The 18,411-nt window shown below is 70.4% G+C and carries 15 protein-coding genes; 14 read left to right on the top strand and 1 reads right to left on the bottom strand.

Annotated elements, in window-relative coordinates; genetic code table 11:
• Positions 1-66 precede the first annotated feature (66 nt).
• A complete protein-coding gene (locus tag KV100_RS07010; protein ID WP_220342131.1) occupies positions 67-3,450 on the top strand; it encodes a DEAD/DEAH box helicase in 3,384 nt (1,127 codons plus the stop codon).
• A 26-nt stretch (positions 3,451-3,476) separates the two neighbouring features.
• On the opposite strand, the gene KV100_RS07005 is transcribed toward KV100_RS07010, so the two are convergent.
• Entirely contained in the window at positions 3,477-4,775 is a 1,299-nt protein-coding gene (locus KV100_RS07005; protein WP_374106971.1) for an isochorismate synthase MenF, read from the bottom strand.
• A 59-nt stretch (positions 4,776-4,834) separates the two neighbouring features.
• Here KV100_RS07005 and KV100_RS07000 point away from each other — a divergent pair, with 59 nt between their 5' ends.
• From KV100_RS07000 to nuoL, 13 genes are all read left to right on the top strand, one after another.
• Positions 4,835-5,527, top strand: a complete 693-nt coding sequence (locus tag KV100_RS07000; RefSeq protein ID WP_220342130.1) for a demethylmenaquinone methyltransferase — start codon at positions 4,835-4,837, stop codon at positions 5,525-5,527.
• Between the two features lie 217 nt (positions 5,528-5,744).
• The gene (locus tag KV100_RS06995) at positions 5,745-6,104 is read left to right on the top strand and encodes an NADH-quinone oxidoreductase subunit A (RefSeq protein WP_220342129.1); all 360 of its coding nucleotides are present in this window, start codon (positions 5,745-5,747) and stop codon (positions 6,102-6,104) included.
• A gap of 1 nt (position 6,105) precedes the next feature.
• Positions 6,106-6,660: an NADH-quinone oxidoreductase subunit B family protein gene (locus KV100_RS06990; protein WP_220342128.1), complete on the top strand. Its 555-nt coding sequence runs from the start codon at positions 6,106-6,108 to the stop codon at positions 6,658-6,660.
• Positions 6,657-7,376 (top strand): NADH-quinone oxidoreductase subunit C, encoded by a 720-nt coding sequence (locus KV100_RS06985; protein ID WP_220342127.1) that lies wholly within the window; start codon positions 6,657-6,659, stop codon positions 7,374-7,376. Before KV100_RS06990 ends, KV100_RS06985 begins: the two co-directional genes overlap by 4 nt.
• On the top strand, positions 7,373-8,722 hold the full coding sequence (locus tag KV100_RS06980; RefSeq protein ID WP_220342126.1) for an NADH-quinone oxidoreductase subunit D: 1,350 nt from the start codon (positions 7,373-7,375) through the stop codon (positions 8,720-8,722). The genes KV100_RS06985 and KV100_RS06980 overlap by 4 nt, the downstream gene beginning before the upstream one ends.
• 44 nt (positions 8,723-8,766) lie before the next feature.
• Entirely contained in the window at positions 8,767-9,540 is a 774-nt protein-coding gene (nuoE, locus tag KV100_RS06975; protein WP_374197352.1) for an NADH-quinone oxidoreductase subunit NuoE, read from the top strand.
• Positions 9,537-10,856 carry an NADH-quinone oxidoreductase subunit NuoF gene (gene nuoF / locus KV100_RS06970; protein WP_220342125.1) on the top strand — a complete coding sequence of 440 codons (1,320 nt, stop codon included), beginning with the start codon at positions 9,537-9,539 and terminating at the stop codon, positions 10,854-10,856. Before nuoE ends, nuoF begins: the two co-directional genes overlap by 4 nt.
• The gene (locus KV100_RS06965) at positions 10,853-13,423 is read left to right on the top strand and encodes an NADH-quinone oxidoreductase subunit G (protein WP_220342124.1); all 2,571 of its coding nucleotides are present in this window, start codon (positions 10,853-10,855) and stop codon (positions 13,421-13,423) included. The genes nuoF and KV100_RS06965 overlap by 4 nt, the downstream gene beginning before the upstream one ends.
• Positions 13,420-14,673: an NADH-quinone oxidoreductase subunit NuoH gene (gene nuoH / locus KV100_RS06960; protein WP_220342123.1), complete on the top strand. Its 1,254-nt coding sequence runs from the start codon at positions 13,420-13,422 to the stop codon at positions 14,671-14,673. The genes KV100_RS06965 and nuoH overlap by 4 nt, the downstream gene beginning before the upstream one ends.
• A 5-nt stretch (positions 14,674-14,678) precedes the next feature.
• Positions 14,679-15,251, top strand: a complete 573-nt coding sequence (nuoI, locus tag KV100_RS06955) for an NADH-quinone oxidoreductase subunit NuoI (RefSeq protein WP_220342122.1) — start codon at positions 14,679-14,681, stop codon at positions 15,249-15,251.
• A gap of 26 nt (positions 15,252-15,277) precedes the next feature.
• The gene (locus KV100_RS06950; protein WP_255559084.1) at positions 15,278-16,147 is read left to right on the top strand and encodes an NADH-quinone oxidoreductase subunit J; all 870 of its coding nucleotides are present in this window, start codon (positions 15,278-15,280) and stop codon (positions 16,145-16,147) included.
• A complete protein-coding gene (nuoK, locus tag KV100_RS06945; RefSeq protein WP_220342120.1) occupies positions 16,144-16,443 on the top strand; it encodes an NADH-quinone oxidoreductase subunit NuoK in 300 nt (99 codons plus the stop codon). The genes KV100_RS06950 and nuoK overlap by 4 nt, the downstream gene beginning before the upstream one ends.
• A gap of 10 nt (positions 16,444-16,453) precedes the next feature.
• Entirely contained in the window at positions 16,454-18,409 is a 1,956-nt protein-coding gene (gene nuoL, locus KV100_RS06940) for an NADH-quinone oxidoreductase subunit L (RefSeq protein WP_220342119.1), read from the top strand.
• The last annotated feature ends 2 nt before the right edge of the window (positions 18,410-18,411 follow it).

Genomic DNA, 18,411 nt, shown 5'->3' with positions numbered 1-18,411 from the left:
CACATGGGGTCGCACGCCGCTGTGGAGGAGTAGGGGAGCGTCCGTCGCGCCGCCTACCCTGGACAGGTGCTGACTCTCGACGACCTCGCTGACGAGGGACTCCTGCGTCTGCACATGGACGAGAGCACCATCGAGCGCGGCCGCGCCTACGCGCGAGGCGGCTATGTCATCGACCTCGACGTGGCCCGCAACCGTGACGGCTACCTGCTCCAGAGCAGCGTCTCCGGCAGCGGAGCGGCGAGCTACCAGACGGTCGTCTCGGCACGCCTCGCCCCTGGACAGCCGGTCGAGCTCTACACGGCGTGCTCGTGCCCCGTCGCCCACCGGTGCAAGCACGCCGTCGCGACCGTGCTCGTCGCCCGCGACCGCGAGGCGGGCTCGCGAGAGCCGACCGCTCCCGAGACCGTCGCGGTGGCCGGCCCGAGCTGGGAGCGGGTCCTCGACGACCTCGTCGCCGACCTCGACGACGACGCCTCGCCTGCCGAGCAGCGGCCCGTTCGCGCCGGTCAGGAGCTGGCGCTCCGTCTCGAGGTGGGGCCGCGACGACAGACCGAGTGGCGCTTCGGACACTCCACGACCGACGCCGTACGCCCTCCGCTGCGGCTGCGCCCGGTGACGCGGGGGCGCCGCGGCAGCTGGGTCAAGACCGGCGTGGGGTGGCGCGACCTCGTGGTTGCCGACCCGCGGGACGGACGGTTCGTCCCCGAGCACCTCGACGTGCTGCGCGCGATCCACGGCACCCACCGCGCGCGGTTCTCCTACGGCTTCGGCTCCGAGGACACGCTGGCGCTCGCCGGACTCGGGGCGTCGCTGTGGCGCCTGCTGCGCGAGGCCACCGAGGTCGGTCTCCCGCTGGTCGCCTCCGGGTTCGCCGACGTACGCCTCGCGTCCCAGCCTGCACGACTGACGATGGACGCCCACGCCGACGGGGCCGGCGGGGCCGTCCTCGCCGTCGGTGCCGAGGTGGGTGGTCTGTGGGTGCCCGCCGAGGACGTGACGCTGCTCGGGTCCCCGGAGCACGGCGCTGCGCTGTGGGAGGGGACCGGTGAGGACGCCACGGTGGTCCTCGCACCGCTCGACCGCGCACCGACGCCCGCGGTCAAGGAGCTCTTCGCGACCGGCCGGCAGGTCGTGGTGCCGCGCGACGGCATGGACGACCTCCTCCACACCTACCTCCCTCGCGTCCGGCGGCTGGTCGACGTGACCTCCCGCGACGACTCGGTCGCGGTCCCCGAGCCCCCCGCGCCGCACCTCGTCCTCGCGCTCACCTGGACAGGCGGTCACGAGGCGCACCTGTCGTGGTCGTGGCACTACCGCAACCCGACGACCGGGCAGACCGTCCGGGTCTTCGCGCTCGACGAGGAGCCCGCCCCGTACGGCATGCGCGACCCCGACCTCGAGCGCGTCGCCCTCGACCGGCTCGTCCTCGACGAGGACGCGGCGACGTTGCTGCTGCGCGCCGGCGCCGCCGGCCCCACGCCCTACCCTCAGCTCGTCCTCCGCGAGATGGACGCCGTCCGGTTCGCGCAGGACGTGCTGCCCGGCCTGCGCACCAACCCCGCGTTCGAGATCCAGGCCGACGGCCACCAGCCCGAGTTCCGGGAGGTCCTGGGCAAGCCCGAGATCCAGTTCACCACCGCCCCGGCACCCTCGGGCCGCACCGACTGGCTCGATCTCGAGGTCGCCGTCACGATCGGTGGCCGACAGGTGGGCCTCGCGACGGTGATCGAGGCGATCGCCACCGGCCAGGACAAGATCCTGCTGCACCAGACCGAGCGCAAGGGCACCTACCTGTACGTCAGCGTCGACCATCCCGAGCTCGACGCGCTTGCCCGGATGATCGAGGACGCGCGCGCGATGAGCGACCGACGGCGTGACGCCGCGACGATGAGCGTCGCCACGCAGGCCTTCGACCTGTGGGACGAGCTGGACGAGATCGGGGTCGTCGACGTGCAGGCCGCGCGCTGGGTCGCGATGGCGCGCCGCCTCGTGGGTTCCGAGGGTGTCCCCGGCGTCGCGGCGCCGACGGGCCTCAAGGCGACGCTCCGCCCCTACCAGCAGCACGGGTTCTCCTGGCTCGCGTTCCTCGCCGAGCACGAGCTCGGCGGGATCCTGGCCGACGACATGGGCCTCGGCAAGACCCTGCAGACGCTCGCCCTGATCACTCACCGCCGCGAGGTCGACCCCCAGGCGCCTCCGTTCCTCGTCGTCGCGCCGACCAGCGTCGTCGGCACCTGGGCCAACGAGGCCGCGGCGTTCGCGCCCGACCTCGTCGTCCGTACCGTCGGCGAGTCCACCGCTCGCCGCAAGGAGTCGCTGCGCGAGGTCGCCGAAGGGGCCGACGTCGTCGTCACGTCCTACACGCTGCTGCGCCTCGAGGCCGACGACTACGCCGCCCTCGACTGGGCGGGGCGCATCCTCGACGAGGCGCAGGCGGTCAAGAACCACCGGGGCAAGACCTACCAGGCCGTCCGTCGCGTCGACGCCCCGTTCTCGCTCGCCATCACCGGCACTCCCGTCGAGAACGACCTCATGGAGCTGTGGTCGCTGCTGTCGCTGACCGCGCCCGGGCTCTTCCCCCATCCCACGCAGTTCGCGAAGGACGTCGCCAACCCCATCGAGAAGGGTGGCGACGGTGAGCTGCTGGCGCTGCTGCGCCGGCGCATCCGCCCGATCCTGATGCGGCGCACCAAGGACCTCGTCGCGGCCGACCTCCCGCCCAAGCAGGAGCAGGTCCTCGAGGTGACGTTGTCGGCCCGACACCGCAAGATCTACGACACCCACCTGCAGCGCGAACGCCAGCGCATCCTGGGGCTCCTCGAGGAGGCGGGCGACGACGAGGTGGCGCTGCGACGGCACCGGATGACGATCTTCGCCGCGCTCACCAAGCTGCGTCAGCTGAGCCTCGACCCGGGGCTGGTCGACCCGAGCTATGACGTGATCGGCTCCGCCAAGGTGGAGCTCCTCGTCGAGCACGTGCTCGAGCTGGCGGCAGAGGGCCACCGCGCACTGGTGTTCAGCCAGTTCACGACCTTCCTCCGACGGGTCCAGGCCAGGCTCGAACGCGAGGGGATCGCGACGTCCTACCTCGACGGAAGCACGCGCGACCGGGCCGGGGCGATCGACGGGTTCAAGGCAGGCGACCAGCCGGTCTTCCTGATCAGTCTGAAGGCCGGGGGAGTCGGCCTCACGTTGACCGAGGCCGACTACGTGTTCGTCCTCGACCCCTGGTGGAACCCTGCCGTCGAGGCCCAGGCCGTCGACCGGGTGCACCGGATCGGTCAGGAGTCGCCGGTGATGGTCTACCGGCTCGTGTCCGCGGGCACGATCGAGGAGAAGGTCGTCGAGCTGAAGTCCCGCAAGGCCGAGCTCGTCGCCAGCGTGCTCGACGAGTCGTCCTCGTCCTCCGGCGAGCTGAGCGCCGACGACCTCGCCGGACTGTTCTCCTAGACGCCGGTCTCCTAGGTGCTGTTCTCCTAGGCGCTGGTGAGCGCGTCGCGCACCGGGACGAGCTTGGCCTGCGCCTCGGCGAGCTCAGCCTCCGGGTCGGAGTCGGCGACGATCCCGCACCCCGCAAAGAGGCGCACCCGCGCGCCGTCGTACTCCGCCGAGCGCAGCGCGATGCCCCACTCGCCGTCGCCGTCGGCGTCGATCCACCCGACCGGCGCCGCGTAGCGGCCACGGTCGAGATGCTCGATCTCCGCGATCAGCTCGAGCGCGACCGAGCGCGGTGTCCCGCCCACCGCCGCCGAGGGGTGCAGCGCCTCGGCGAGGTCGAGGGCGCTCGCCGACTCGTGGTCGGCGACGACACCGGCGACGTCGGTCGCCAGGTGCATCACGTTGGGCAGGTGGAGCACGAACGGGGTCTCGGGGACGTTGGTCGACGAGCAGTACGGCTCGAGGGCGTCGGCGACCGATCGCACGGCGTACTCGTGCTCCTCCAGGTCCTTGCTCGAACGCGCGAGCGAGCCCGCCAGCGCGAGGTCGCGGGCGTCGTCACCGGTCCGGCGGATGGTGCCGGCGAGGACACGGGAGGTGACGAGACCTCGCTCACGGCGGACGAGCATCTCGGGCGTGGCACCGAAGAGGTGGTCGACGTGGAAGGTCCAGCAGTTGGGGTAGGCCTCGGCCAGGCGACGCAGCGGCGCTCTGACGTCGAGCGGCGCGGCGAGGTCGGCGACCAGGTCGCGCGCGAGCACGACCTTGTCGAGTCGACCGGCCTCGATACGGCGGACCGCCTCGGCCACGATCGACTCCCACTGGGTGCCGGAGGTCGACCCGTCGGTGAAGACAGCGTCCTCGGGGGCGGAGGGGGTGTCGGTAGGGGCGACGTCGGCCGACGGAGCGAGCGCCTCCTCGCGGATGGTGGTCACCCAGGTGGTCCCGCCGCGTCGACCGACCACCACCCGGGGGACGATCAGGACCGAGCTGCCGGGCTCACGGCCGCGGGTGCGTCCGGAGTCGTCGGCGAAAGCGAACGACCCGAAGGCCAACAGGCCGCTGCCGGGCACACCCACACGGTCTCGGACCACGGCGTGCGCGGAGACCTCGCGCCACCACTGACTGGCCTCGGCGAAGCGCTTGTCGCCGGCGGTCTCGATGCGGGCAGCCTCACCCCATCCCACGATGCCGTCGCCGTCGCGGACCCAGGCCAGCGCGCCGTCGGCGGGGAGCAGGTGAGTGAGGGGGACGTCCTCCAGCGCGGCGGGGTCGAGAGAGACCGTCTGCGCCACGAGCCGGAGGGGTCCACGCAGGGGGACGACGGTGTCGGTCACGTCAGCCAGGGTACGACCCGTTCCCCGGCGACCGCTGCGGCGCGTGACACAGTAGGCGCGTGAGCCGAGCCAGCCTGGACAAGCAGCCGCACGAGGTCGCCTCGATGTTCGACGCCGTCGCGCGACGCTACGACCTCACGAACGACGTGCTGTCGTTGGGGCAGGACCGCCACTGGCGCCGTCGGGTGCGAGACCTCGTCGCGGCGGGTCCCGGAGACCGGGTCCTCGACCTCGCGGCCGGCACGGGGACGTCGTCGGTGCCGTTCGCGAAGGACGGCGCGTACGTCGTGCCGTGCGACTTCAGCATCGGCATGCTCCGCGAGGGCAAGCGTCACCACGGCGAGCTTCCGTTCACCGCCGGCGACGGGATGCGGCTGCCGTTCGCCGACGACTCGTTCGACGCGGTCACGATCTCGTTCGGCCTGCGCAACGTCCACGAGCCGGCGGTCGCTCTCGAGGAGATGCTCCGGGTCACCCGGCCGGGTGGTCGCCTCGTGGTCTGCGAGTTCAGCCACCCGACGTTCGGCCCGTTCCGCAAGGTCTACCTCGAGTACCTCATGCGGGCGCTCCCGCCGGCCGCACGCGCTGTCTCGTCCAACCCCGACTCGTACGTCTACCTGGCGGAGTCGATCATGGCCTGGCCGGACCAGCTGGGCCTCGCCAAGGTCATCGCCGACAGCGGGTGGGGTCCCGTCCGCTGGGAGAACCTCTCCGCCGGCATCGTGGCGCTCCACACCGCCACCAAGGGCTGAGCCGCCCGTTACGCCCGCCCTGTGGCGATTGAATTACGCAACGCCGGTGGGACGTAATCGCAGGTGGGACAGCATGTCGCGCTGCGGCCCGTGACCTCGCCCACCCCCTGTCGAACCAGCCTCGAAGCCGTGGCATAGTGACGTGAAACACAAGATCTCACTCGACCGTGAGAGCGTGTGAACAGGCTCGTGAAGATTTTCACGAAGGGAGGATGCGGTGACCGAGTACACGCCGATCTTGGTGCTCGCCGTCATCTCGGGAGCGTTCGCGGTGTTCTCCGTGCTGATCGCGCCGATGACCGGGCCCAAGCGCTACAACCGCGCCAAGCTCGACTCGTACGAGTGCGGGATCGAGCCCACCCCCCAGGCGGTCGGCGGGGGCCGCATCCCGGTGAAGTACTTCATCACGGCGATGCTCTTCATCGTCTTCGACGTCGAGATCATCTTCCTCTACCCCTTTGCGGTGGAGTTCGACCTTCTCGGCTGGTTCGGCATCGTCGAGATGCTGCTGTTCATCGCGACGGTCTTCGTCGCGTACGTGTACGTCTGGCGCCGCGGCGGACTGGAGTGGGACTGACATGGGCCTGGAGGAGAAGCTCCCGAGCGGAGTGCTGCTGACGACCGTGGAAGGGCTTGCGGGCTACTTCCGCAAGGCGTCCTTCTGGCCGGCCACCTTCGGCCTGGCCTGCTGCGCGATCGAGATGATGGAGTTCGGTGCTCCCAAGTACGACTCGTCCCGCTTCGGCATGGAGGTCTTCCGGGCCTCGCCGCGCCAGGCCGACCTGATGATCGTCGCCGGCCGCGTGAGCCAGAAGATGGCGCCGGTCCTGCGGCAGATCTACGACCAGATGGCCAACCCGAAGTACGTGCTCGCGATGGGTGTGTGCGCGAGCTCGGGCGGGATGTTCAACAACTACGCGATCGTGCAGGGCGTCGATCACATCGTGCCCGTCGACATGTACCTTCCCGGCTGCCCGCCGCGGCCGGAGATGCTCATCGACTCGGTGATGAAGCTGCACACCAAGATCCAGGAGACCAAGCTCGGCCAGCACCGCCTCGACCAGATCGACTCGGACGAGAAGGTCGCTCTCGAGGCCGTGCCGGCCTCGGCGATGAAGGGCCTGCTGCGATGACCGGCGGGAGCACCCAGGACCCGAGCAGCACGACCGTCGGCGGTGAGGAGGTCGTCCCGTCGGAGGCCCGCACGCTCGAGGTCGTCGAGGTCCGCGAGGGCATGTTCGGCGTCCGCGGCTCCGGCGACACCTCCGGCTACGGCAGGCTGCAGCGCCCGGTCGCCATGCCGGGCACCGCGCGACGGCCGTACGGCGGCTGGTTCGACGAGGTCGCCGACCGGCTCGAGCAGCTCGCCGGCGAGGGTGCGGTCGAGTCCGTCGTGGTGGACCGCGACGAGCTGACCCTGCACGTGCGGCGCGAGAGCATCCTCGAGGTCGCCCAGCACCTGCGCGACGACGCGGCCCTGCGCTACGAGCTCTGCAGCGGGATCTCGGGGGTCCACTACCCGCACGAGATCGGCCGCGAGCTGCACGCGGTCTACCACCTGCTGTCGATGACCCACAACCGGCGCATCCGCCTCGAGGTCGCCGTGCCCGACGCCGACCCGCACGTCCCGTCGGTCGTATCGGTCTACCCGACCGCCGACTGGCACGAGCGCGAGACGTACGACTTCTTCGGGATCATCTTCGACGGCCACCCCGCGCTCACCCGGATCCTCATGCCCGACGACTGGCCGGGTCACCCGCAGCGCAAGGAGTACCCGCTCGGCGGCATCCCCGTCGAGTACAAGGGCGCCACCATCCCACCGCCAGACGAGCGGAGGTCTTACTCATGAGCACCACACAGACCGGTCCCGACCCGTACGCCCAGAGCCAGGACACGACGTCCGGGCGCGTCTTCACCGTCACCGGTCAGGACTGGGACACCGTGGTCGCGGGCGTCGATCCCGACGCCTCCGAGCGCATCGTCGTCAACATGGGTCCGCAACACCCGTCGACCCACGGCGTGCTGCGCCTGATCCTCGAGATCGACGGCGAGGCGGTGACCGAGGCCCGGTGCGGCATCGGCTACCTGCACACCGGCATCGAGAAGAACATGGAGTACCGGACCTGGACGCAGGGCGTGACGTTCTGCACCCGGATGGACTACCTGTCCCCGATGTACAACGAGGCCGCCTACGTGATGGCCGTCGAGAAGCTCCTCGGCATCACCGACCAGGTCCCTGAGAAGTCCCAGGTCCTGCGCGTGATGATGATGGAGATCAACCGGATCTCCTCGCACCTCGTCGCGATCGCGACCGGGGGCATGGAGATCGGCGCCCTGACCGTGATGACGGTCGGGTTCCGTGAGCGCGAGCTCTGCCTCGACATCTTCGAGCTGTTCACGGGCCTGCGGATGAACCACGCCTACATCCGACCCGGCGGCGTCGCCGTCGACGTCCCCGAAGGCGGGCTCGACGCGGTCGACCGGTTCGTCGCGCTGATGCGCAAGCGGCTCCCGGAGCTCGCCGCACTCTGCAACCAGAACCCGATCTTCAAGGGCCGCCTCAAGGACGTGGGCTACCTCGACCTGGCCGGCTGCCTGGCGCTCGGCGTCACCGGACCGCCGCTGCGGTCGACCGGGTACGACTGGGACCTTCGCAAGAAGCAGCCCTACTCCGGCTACGAGACGTACGACTTCGACGTCATCACGCGCGACGAGCCGGACGCGTACGGACGCTTCCGCATCCGCCTGGACGAGATGGACGAGTCGCTGCGGATCGTCGAGCAGTGCGTGACCCGCCTGCGCGGGCTGGAGGGCGCTCCGGTGATGGTCGGCGACCGCAAGATCGCGTGGCCGTCGCAGCTCTCCGTGGGTCCCGACGGCCAGGGCAACTCGGCCGACCACATCCGCCACATCATGGGTGAGTCGATGGAGGCGCTGATCCACCACTTCAAGCTGGTGACCGAGGGCTTCCGCGTCCCGGCCGGCCAGGTGTACACCAGCGTGGAGTCCCCCCGCGGCGAGCTCGCGTGCCACCTCGTCTCCGACGGCGGCACCCGTCCGTACCGTGCGCACTTCCGCGACCCGTCCTTCAGCAACCTGCAGGCGACCGCGGCGATGTCGGAGGGCGGCATGCTCTCCGACGTCATCGTCGCCGTCGCCAGCATCGACCCCGTGATGGGAGGAGTGGACCGGTGAGTGGTCTGGACTCCGCACGCGTGCGCGACGACCTTCAGGCGATCATGGCCCGCTACCCGCAGAAGCGATCGGCCCTGCTGCCGATGCTCCACCTGGTGCAGTCGGTCGAGGGCCGGGTGACCGCCGAGGGGATCGAGCTGTGCGCCGAGCTCCTCGACGTCTCGACGGCGGAGGTCAACGGCGTCGCGACGTTCTACACGATGTACAAGCGGCGTGACGTCGGCGAGCACCACGTCGGGGTCTGCACCAACACCCTGTGCGCGGTGATGGGCGGCGACGCGATCTTCGCCCGGCTGCGCGAGCACCTCGGTGTCGGCAACGACGAGCGGACCGCCGACGGCAAGGTGACGCTCGAGCACATCGAGTGCAACGCGGCCTGCGACTACGCGCCGGTGATGACGGTCAACTGGGAGTTCTTCGACAACCAGACCCCCGACTCCGCGGTCGAGCTCGTCGACGACCTGCGCGCGGGCAGGACCCGCACGGCGACCCGGGGCGCGCAGATCACCAGCTGGCGCGAGGCCGAGCGTGTGCTCGCCGGGTTCCCCGACGGTCGCGCCCACGAGGGCCCTGCCGCGGGGGAGCCGTCCCTCGCCGGTCTGCGGCTGGCGAACGAGCACGGCTGGACAGCCCCCGACGGTGCGCGCCCGAGCGGCGACCAGCTGAGCGGCGAGCGACCGAGCGAGACCGGCACCACCGGCGACGACGCCGGTGCCGCCGTCAAGCAGGCAGACACCCAGCGGGCCGAGTCCGAGACCAAGGTCGACGACAGCACCACCCCACCCGCACAGCGCGACGAGGCGGAGGAGACCGAATGAGCGTCGCACCCCTCACCCCGGTCCTCACCCGAGGGTGGGACCACGAGCGCGCGTGGACGCTGGACGCGTACGGCGAGTACGCCGCCCTGCGTACGGCCCTGCAGACCGAGCCGGACGCGCTCATCGAGACCGTGAAGGCCTCCGGCCTGCGCGGGCGCGGCGGCGCCGGCTTCCCGACGGGCATGAAGTGGAGCTTCATCCCGCAGGACCCGAGCAAGCCGGGCGGCGACAAGCCGCACTACCTCGTCGTCAACGCCGACGAGTCCGAGCCGGGCACCTGCAAGGACATCCCGCTCATGATGGCCAGCCCGCACACCCTGGTCGAGGGCGTTGCGATCACCTGCCACGCGATCCGGGCCAAGAAGGCGTTCATCTACGTCCGCGGCGAGGTGCTGCACGTGATCCGTCGCCTCCAGGCCGCGGTCGAGGAGGCGTACGAGGCAGGGTTCCTGGGGACGGACGTGTTCGGGTCAGGCATCGACCTCGACGTCGTCGTGCACGCCGGCGCCGGCGCGTACATCTGCGGTGAAGAGACCGCGCTCCTCGACTCCCTCGAGGGGCGCCGGGGCCAACCGCGGCTGCGACCGCCCTTCCCCGCGGTGGCCGGCCTCTACGCCGCGCCGACGGTGATCAACAACGTCGAGTCCATCGCCTCGGTGCCCTGCATCGTGGAGAACGGACCCGACTGGTTCGGCTCGATGGGCACCGAGAAGTCCAAGGGCATGACGCTCTACTCCCTCTCGGGCCACGTGAAGCGCCCCGGTCAGTACGAGGCGCCGCTCGGCATCACGCTGCGCGAGCTCCTCGACCTCTCCGGTGGCATGCGCGAGGGCTCGGAGCTGAAGTTCTGGACGCCCGGCGGCTCGTCCACACCGCTGTTGACCGCCGAGCACCTCGACGTCCCTCTCGACTACGAGGGCGTCGCCGGTGCCGGCTCCATGCTGGGCACCAAGGCGCTGCAGGTGTTCGACCAGACCACCTCGGTGGTCCGCTGCGTCCTGCGGTGGACCGAGTTCTACAAGCACGAGTCCTGCGGCAAGTGCACGCCGTGCCGTGAGGGCACCTGGTGGCTGGTCCAGACGCTCGAGCGCCTCGAGGCCGGCAAGGGCCAGGACGGCGACATCGAGCTCCTCCTCGACCAGTGCGACAACATCCTCGGACGTGCGTTCTGCGCGCTCGGCGACGGGGCGACGAGCCCGATCACGTCGGCGATCGAGCACTTCCGCGACGAGTTCGAGGCCGGGATGCACACCCCGGCATGGGACCTGTTCCCATACGAGGCCTCCACGGCCTGGCGGAAGGGAGCGTCGGCATGACCGTCACCCACAACAACGAGTCCGGCACCGAGGCTGCTCGTGCCGACGAGAACCTCGTGACGCTGACCATCGACGACGTCGAGGTCAGCGTCCCGGAGGGCACGCTGCTGATCCGCGCCGCCGAACTCATCGGTGTCGAGATCCCGCGCTTCTGCGACCACCCGCTGCTGGCGCCTGTGGGCGCGTGCCGCCAGTGCCTCGTCGACGTTCCTGACGCGGGCAACGGGCGCGGCTTCCCCAAGCCGCAGGCGTCGTGCACGCTCCCGGTGTCGCCGGGGATGGTCGTCAAGACGCAGGTCACGTCACCGGTCGCCGACAAGGCCCAGACGGGGATCTTGGAGTTCCTCCTGATCAACCACCCGCTCGACTGTCCGATGTGCGACAAGGGCGGCGAGTGCCCGCTGCAGAACCAGGCGCTGAGCCACGGTCGCGGCGAGACACGCTTCAACGAGGTCAAGCGGACCTTCCCCAAGCCGCTCGCCATCTCGCCGCAGATCCTGCTCGACCGAGAGCGGTGCGTCCTGTGCGCCCGCTGCACGCGCTTCTCGGAGCAGATCGCGGGTGACCCGTTCATCGCGATGGCCGAGCGCGGGGCGCTCCAGCAGGTGGCGATCTACGAGAACGAGCCCTACTCGTCCTACTTCTCCGGCAACACGATCCAGATCTGTCCCGTCGGCGCCCTGACCAGCAGCGCCTACCGGTTCCGCTCGCGCCCGTTCGACCTCGTCTCGACGCCGTCGGTGGCCGAGCACGACGCGTGCGGCGCGGCGATCCGCGTCGACCACCGCCGCGGCAAGGTGATGCGTCGCCTGGCCGGCGACGACCCCGAGGTCAACGAGGAGTGGATCAGCGACAAGGACCGGTTCGCGTTCGCCTACGACCGCCAGCCGGACCGCCTCACCCGCCCGCTGATCCGCGACCCCGAGACCGGGGCCCTGGAGCCGGCGTCCTGGCCGGCAGCGTTCCTCGCCGCTGCGCGAGGGCTCACCGACGCGGCCCGGACGGCCGGCGTCGGCGTCCTCACCGGCGGTCGCCTGACCGTCGAGGACGCGTACGCCTACTCCAAGCTGGCGCGGACGGTGCTCGGCACCAACGACATCGACTTCCGTGCCCGTCCGCACTCCGACGAGGAGGCGGCCTTCCTGGCGCACGCGGTGGCGGGCTCTGGCCTCGGCGTCACCTACCGGGACCTCGAGCACGCCGCCAAGGTGGTGCTCGTGGGTCTCGAGCCCGAGGACGAGGCGGCCACCATCTTCCTGAGGCTGCGCAAGGCGTGGCGGCAGAACGGCACCCAGGTCGTCGCGCTCGCGAGCCACGCCACGCGCGCGCTGGAGAAGGTCGGCGGTCAGCTGATCCGTACCGTCCCCGGTGACGAGGCGAAGGCGCTCGGCGAGGCCGGGCTCGACGCCGGCACGATCGTCCTCCTCGGTGAGCGGGTGGCGCGGGTCGAAGGCGCCTTCACCTCCGCCCTGACAGCGGCCACCGCACGCGGTGCCCGCCTCGCCTGGGTGCCGCGACGCGCGGGCGACCGCGGCGCCGTCGAGGCAGGATGCCTGCCCAACCTTCTCCCGGGTGGACGCCCGGTCGGTGACGCCGAGGCGCGCGCCGACCTCGCCGCGGCCTGGGGCGTCGGCTCCGTTCCCGGCGGAGTCGGCCGCAGCGGCGACGCGATCCTGGCGGCGGCACTGACCGGTGAGATCGGCGGCCTGCTGGTCGCCGGTGTCGAGGTCGACGACCTCGCCGACCCGCAGGCCGCCATCGACGCCATCGAGGCAGCCGGCTTCGTCGTCAGCCTCGAGGTGCGTGCCAGTGCGGTGACCGAGCGCGCCGACGTGGTGCTACCCGTCGCCGCCCCCGCCGAGAAGGCTGGGTCGTTCCTCACCTGGGAAGGACGCCCGCGCCGGTTCGGCGCCGTGTTCTCCCCTCCGCACGCGCTCTCCGACACGCGGGTGCTCGCCGGGATCGCCGAGGCCGCGGGACATGACCTCGGCTTCCGTACGGCCGAGGCCGCCGCCGCGGAGCTCGCGGAGCTGGGCGCCTGGGACGGAGCGCGCGCACCGAGGCCGGAGGTGCTGCCGGGCCGCGCACCGCGGACCGACCCGAGCGAGGTCGTCCTCGACACCTGGCGCCGGTTGATCGACGACGGTCGTGGCCAGGACGGAGACCAGCACTACCAGGCGACGGCACGTCCCTCGGTGGTGTTGCTGTCGGCGGCCACCGCCCGTGCGACCGGCGTGCGTGCCGGTGACGAGATCATCCTCCGTACCGATCGCGGCGCGGTCGCGGTCCCGGTCGACCTCGCCGACATCGCCGACGGGGTCGTCTGGACGCCGGCCAACTCCAACGGACTGTCGCTCCTGGGGATCCTCGGTGCGACGTACGGAGACGTCGTCACGATCGAGCGGTCCACGACCGACTCGCGTGCCGACGCCCTGTCCGGCCCGCCGCACCCGCACCAGACTCCGGCACCGGACGAGGGTGTGGAGCTGGACGCGACGACGGCGCCGGGTGACAGCGCCGCGCCGACCGATACCGACCTCGCCCGACCGGCGGAGGAGCAGCTGTGAGCGATCTCTTCGGCAACGAGCCGTGGTGGGTGGTCATCCTGAAGGCGCTCTGCGTCTTCGTCGTGCTGGTGGTCTTCACCCTCTTCAACATCTGGTTCGAGCGTCGCGTGGTGGCGCGCATGCAGCACCGTGTGGGGCCCAACGTCTGGGGTCCGTTCGGGCTGCTGCAGAGCCTCGCCGACGGCGTCAAGCTCGCGCTCAAGGAAGAGATCTTCCCCAAGCACGCCCACAAGGTCGTCTACTTCGTCGCGCCGGTGATCGCGACGATCCCGGCCTTCCTGGCGTGGGCCGTGATCCCGTTCGGGCCCGAGGTGACGATCCCGTTCACCGACACCCGGACGCCGCTGCAGCTGACCGACATGCCGGTGGCGGTGCTCTACATCCTCGCCATCACGTCGATCGGCGTGTACGGCATCGTGCTGGGCGGCTGGGCGTCCGGCTCGACGTACGCACTCCTCGGTGGGGTCCGCTCCTCGGCGCAGATGATCTCGTACGAGGTCGCGATGGGTCTCTCGCTCGTCGCCGTGTTCATCTACGCCGGCTCGATGTCCACGTCGGAGATCGTCGCCGCGCAGGCGGCGGACGGGTGGTTCGCACTCCCGCTCCTGCCGTCGTTCATCATCTACATGATCGCGATGGTCGGTGAGACCAACCGCGCTCCGTTCGACCTCCCCGAGGCCGAGGGCGAGCTGGTCGGAGGTTTCCACACCGAGTACTCGTCGCTGAAGTTCGCGCTCTTCTTCCTCGCCGAGTACATCAACATGGTCACCGTCTCCGCGCTCGCGACGACGCTGTTCCTCGGTGGCTGGCGAGCACCGTGGGGCATCTCGCAGATCGACGGCGCCAACGAGGGCTACTGGCCGGTGCTGTGGTTCCTCGGCAAGACGCTGCTCTTCGTCTTCCTGTTCATCTGGCTGCGCGGGTCGCTGCCGCGGATGCGATACGACCAGTTCATGAAGTTCGGATGGAAGGTCCTCATCCCGGTCTCGCTGGCCTGGATCGTCGTGGTCTGCGTCATGCGTCGCCTGATCACCGACGGCGACCTCGACCCGACGATGATCCTGATCATCGCCGGCGTGGTCGTGGCTGCGCTGCTGGTCGTGCAGTTCATCCCCGAGCGGCGCGCGCCCGAGGTCGCCGAGACCGAGCACGACGCGTTCGCCGGTGGATTCCCCGTACCCCCGATGCCGGGCCGGGAGCCGTCCCCCAGCGGGGCGTCGTCCAGCCGTACGGCTGAGAAGGAGGCCTGATCGCGATGGCGACGCTGAAGGAGCAGCTCTGGGACCCGATCGCCGGCTTCGGCGTGACGTTCCGGACGATGTTCAAGAAGCCGGTCACCGTGCAGTACCCGTTCGAGAAGCGGCCGACCGCGCCGCGGTTCCACGGCCGGCACCAGCTCAACCGGTGGCCGGACGGGCTCGAGAAGTGCATCGGGTGCGAGCTGTGCGCGTGGGCGTGTCCCGCCGACGCGATCCTCGTCGAGGGTGCCTCCAACACCGAGGACGAGCGCTTCTCGCCCGGTGAGCGCTACGGCCGCGTCTACCAGATCAACTATCTGCGCTGCATCCTCTGCGGGCTGTGCATCGAGGCGTGCCCGACGCGCGCCCTGACGATGACCAACGAGTACGAGCTGGCCGACACGAGCCGCGAGGCGCTGATCTACGAGAAGTCCGACCTCCTCGCCCCGCTTCTTCCGGGGATGGAGGCGCCGCCGCACGCGATGCGTCTGGGCGACACCGAGCGCGACTACTACCGCGGCGACGCGGCAGCGCGGGCGGCCGCCGACGGCACGGTGGCCGGCGGATCCTCATCGGGAGGCGAGAAGTGACCGCCTTCTGGTTGCTGGCACCGATCATGGTGGTGGCCGCACTCGGCGTCGTGCTGTCGCGCAAGGCGGTGCACTCGGCGCTGTGCCTCGCGGTCGTGATGATCTCGCTCGCGATGATGTACGCGATGCAGGACGCACCGTTCCTGTTCGTCGTGCAGATCATCGTCTACACCGGCGCGATCATGATGCTGTTCCTCTTCGTCCTGATGCTGGTCGGCGTCGACAAGACCGACTCCCTGGTCGAGACGATCCCCGGGCAGCGGCTGGCCGCGGCCGTGGTGGGCATCCTCTTCGGGTTCCTGGTCGTCACCGTCGTCGCCCAGACGACCGTCGGGCCCGTGATCGGGCTCGGCGACGCCAATGCCGACGGCAACGTGCACGGGCTGGCCCGGCTGCTCTTCAACCGGTACGTGTTCGTGTTCGAGGCGACGAGCGCGCTGCTCATCACCGCGGCGCTCGGCGCGATGGTGCTCGCGCACCGTGAGCGGCTCGAGCCCAAGCCGACGCAGCGCGAGCTGGCGCTCCAGCGGATGCAGCGCTACGCCGAGCACGGCGAGCACCCCGGCAACCTGCCCACTCCCGGCGTCTACGCCCGCCACAACGCCGTCGACGTGCCGGCCCTCCTGCCCGACGGCTCGCCGGCCGAGTCGTCGACGTCGAAGACGCTGCGCGACCGTGGTGTCGTGCGTGACGGCGCCTTCTCCGGCGACGTCGCGGTCACGCTCCGCAAGCTGGAGTCCGACGGTCCCGAGCGCGGAGTCATCGAGTCGGCACCGATCTCGGTGACCGGCCCGCGGGCACCGAAGGACGGCGCCGCGCACCCTGCGGACAACCGACCTGCCGAAGACCGACCTGCTGACGACCGACCTGCTGACGACGAGGTGACCGACCGGTGAACGTCGAACCCTTCATCGGTCTCTCGGCCCTGCTGTTCACCATCGGTGCCGTCGGGGTCCTGGTCCGCCGCAACGCGATCATCGTCTTCATGTGCGTGGAGCTGATGCTCAACGCGTGCAACCTCGCGTTCGTCACGTTCGCGCGGGCGAACGGCAATCTCGACGGTCAGATCGCGGCCTTCTTCGTGATGGTGGTCGCCGCGGCCGAGGTCGTCGTCGGCCTCGCGATCATCGTGTCGATCTACCGGACCCGTCGCTCGGCCTCGGTCGACGACGCCAGTCTGCTGAAGCTCTGAGGGGACGGGAATGACGAGTTTGTCCACCGTCGTGCTGGCTGCGAGCGAGCACGCGGACGTCGTGCCGGTCGCTGCCGACGGCGTTTTCTCCTGGTTGTGGCTGGTGGTCGCCATCCCGGCGGTCAGCGCCGCGATCCTGCTCATCGGCGACGGTGCGGGCGACCACGGTCCGCTCGACCGCTTCGGCCACCTGCTGGGCACCCTGGCCGCGATCGCCTCGTTCGTCGTCGGTCTCGTCGCCTTCATCGCGCTGCTCGGGCAGGACGTCGCCGAGCGGGCGATCACGCACGACCTGTGGACCTGGATGCAGGTCGGCGGGTTCGACGTGACGATGAGCGTCTACTACGACCAGCTGGCCGCGCTCTTCGTCCTGCTGATCACCGGCGTCGGGTCCTTGATCCACGTCTACTCGATCGGCTACATGGCCGACGACCCGCGCAAACGCCGGTTCTTCGGTTTCCTCAACCTCTTCATCGCGGCGATGCTCGTGCTCGTCCTCGCGGGCGACTACCTCGTGCTCTTCCTGGGCTGGGAGGGCGTCGGCCTCGCCTCGTACCTGCTGATCGGCTTCTGGCAGGAGAAGCGCTCGGCCGCCGTCGCCGCCAAGAAGGCGTTCGTCGTCAACCGTGTCGGCGACCTCGGGCTCGCGCTCGGCATCATGCTGATGTTCGCGCAGTTCGGCACGACCAACATCCACGACGTCGGCCTCAACGTCGCGAACGCCTCCCAGGGTGTGGCGACCGCGCTCGGCCTCCTGCTGCTGCTGGGTGCCTGCGGCAAGTCGGCCCAGGTGCCGCTGCAGAGCTGGCTGCTCGACGCGATGGAGGGCCCGACCCCGGTCTCGGCCCTCATCCACGCCGCGACCATGGTCACGGCGGGCGTCTACCTCGTCGTGCGGTCGGCGGCGATCTACGACCTGTCGGAGGTCGCCCGTACGGCGGTGGTCGTCGTCGGCGCGGTGACGCTCCTGTACGGCGCGTGGATCGGCTGCGCGAAGGACGACATCAAGAAGGCGCTGGCCGGCTCCACGATGAGCCAGATCGGCTACATGATGCTGGCAGCGGGCCTCGGCCCGGCCGGATACGCGTTCGCGATCTTCCACCTGATCACGCACGGCTTCTTCAAGGCCAACATGTTCCTGGGAGCCGGGTCGGTCATGCACGGCATGAACGACGACGTCGACATGAGGCACTACGGCGCGCTGCGCACGATGATGCCCGTGACCTTCGTGACCTTCGCGATGGGCTACCTGGCGATCATCGGCTTCCCAGGGTTCTCCGGGTTCTTCTCCAAGGACAAGGTCATCGAGGCGGCGTTCGCCACCAACTTCTGGGCAGGCCTGGCGGCCCTGGTCGGCGCCGGCGTGACCGCGTTCTACATGACGCGCGTCATGATCATGACGTTCTTCGGTGAGAAGCGCTGGCGCGAGGGGGTGCACCCGCACGAGTCGCCGAAGATCATGACCGTCCCGCTGATCGTCCTCGCCGCCCTCTCGGTCGGCGGCGGCGCGCTGCTCTTCTCGAGCTGGATCGTCGACTGGCTGGCTCCGGTGACGGGGGAGGAGCACCACGAGCTCCCGGTCCCGCCGATCGTGATCACCGCGATCATCGTGCTGGTCGTCGCGGCCGGCATCGCGCTGGCATACGTGCTCTTCGGCCGGCGCACGATCCCCGACACGGCGCCGCAGAAGGTCTCGGTCTTCACCCGCGCCGGCCGTGCCGACCTCTACGGGGACGCCGTCAACGAGGCGCTCTTCATGCGGCCCGGCCAGTACCTCACCCGGTCCCTCGTCTACGTGGACGGGAGCGGGATCGACGGTGCCGTCAACGGCACCGCCGAGCTCGTCGGTGACGGCGCGCGTGGTCTGCGCCGGCTCCAGACCGGCTTCGTCCGGACCTACGCCGCGGAGATCTTCGGCGGCGCCCTCGTCCTCGTCCTGGCCCTCCTGGCGGTGAACCTCGCGTGAGT

It is taken from the genome of Mumia sp. zg.B21 (assembly GCF_019550855.1).
Classification (GTDB): domain Bacteria; phylum Actinomycetota; class Actinomycetes; order Propionibacteriales; family Nocardioidaceae; genus Mumia.
Note: the sequence above shows the minus strand (reverse complement) of the source record. Positions and strands in the feature narration are given on the sequence as shown.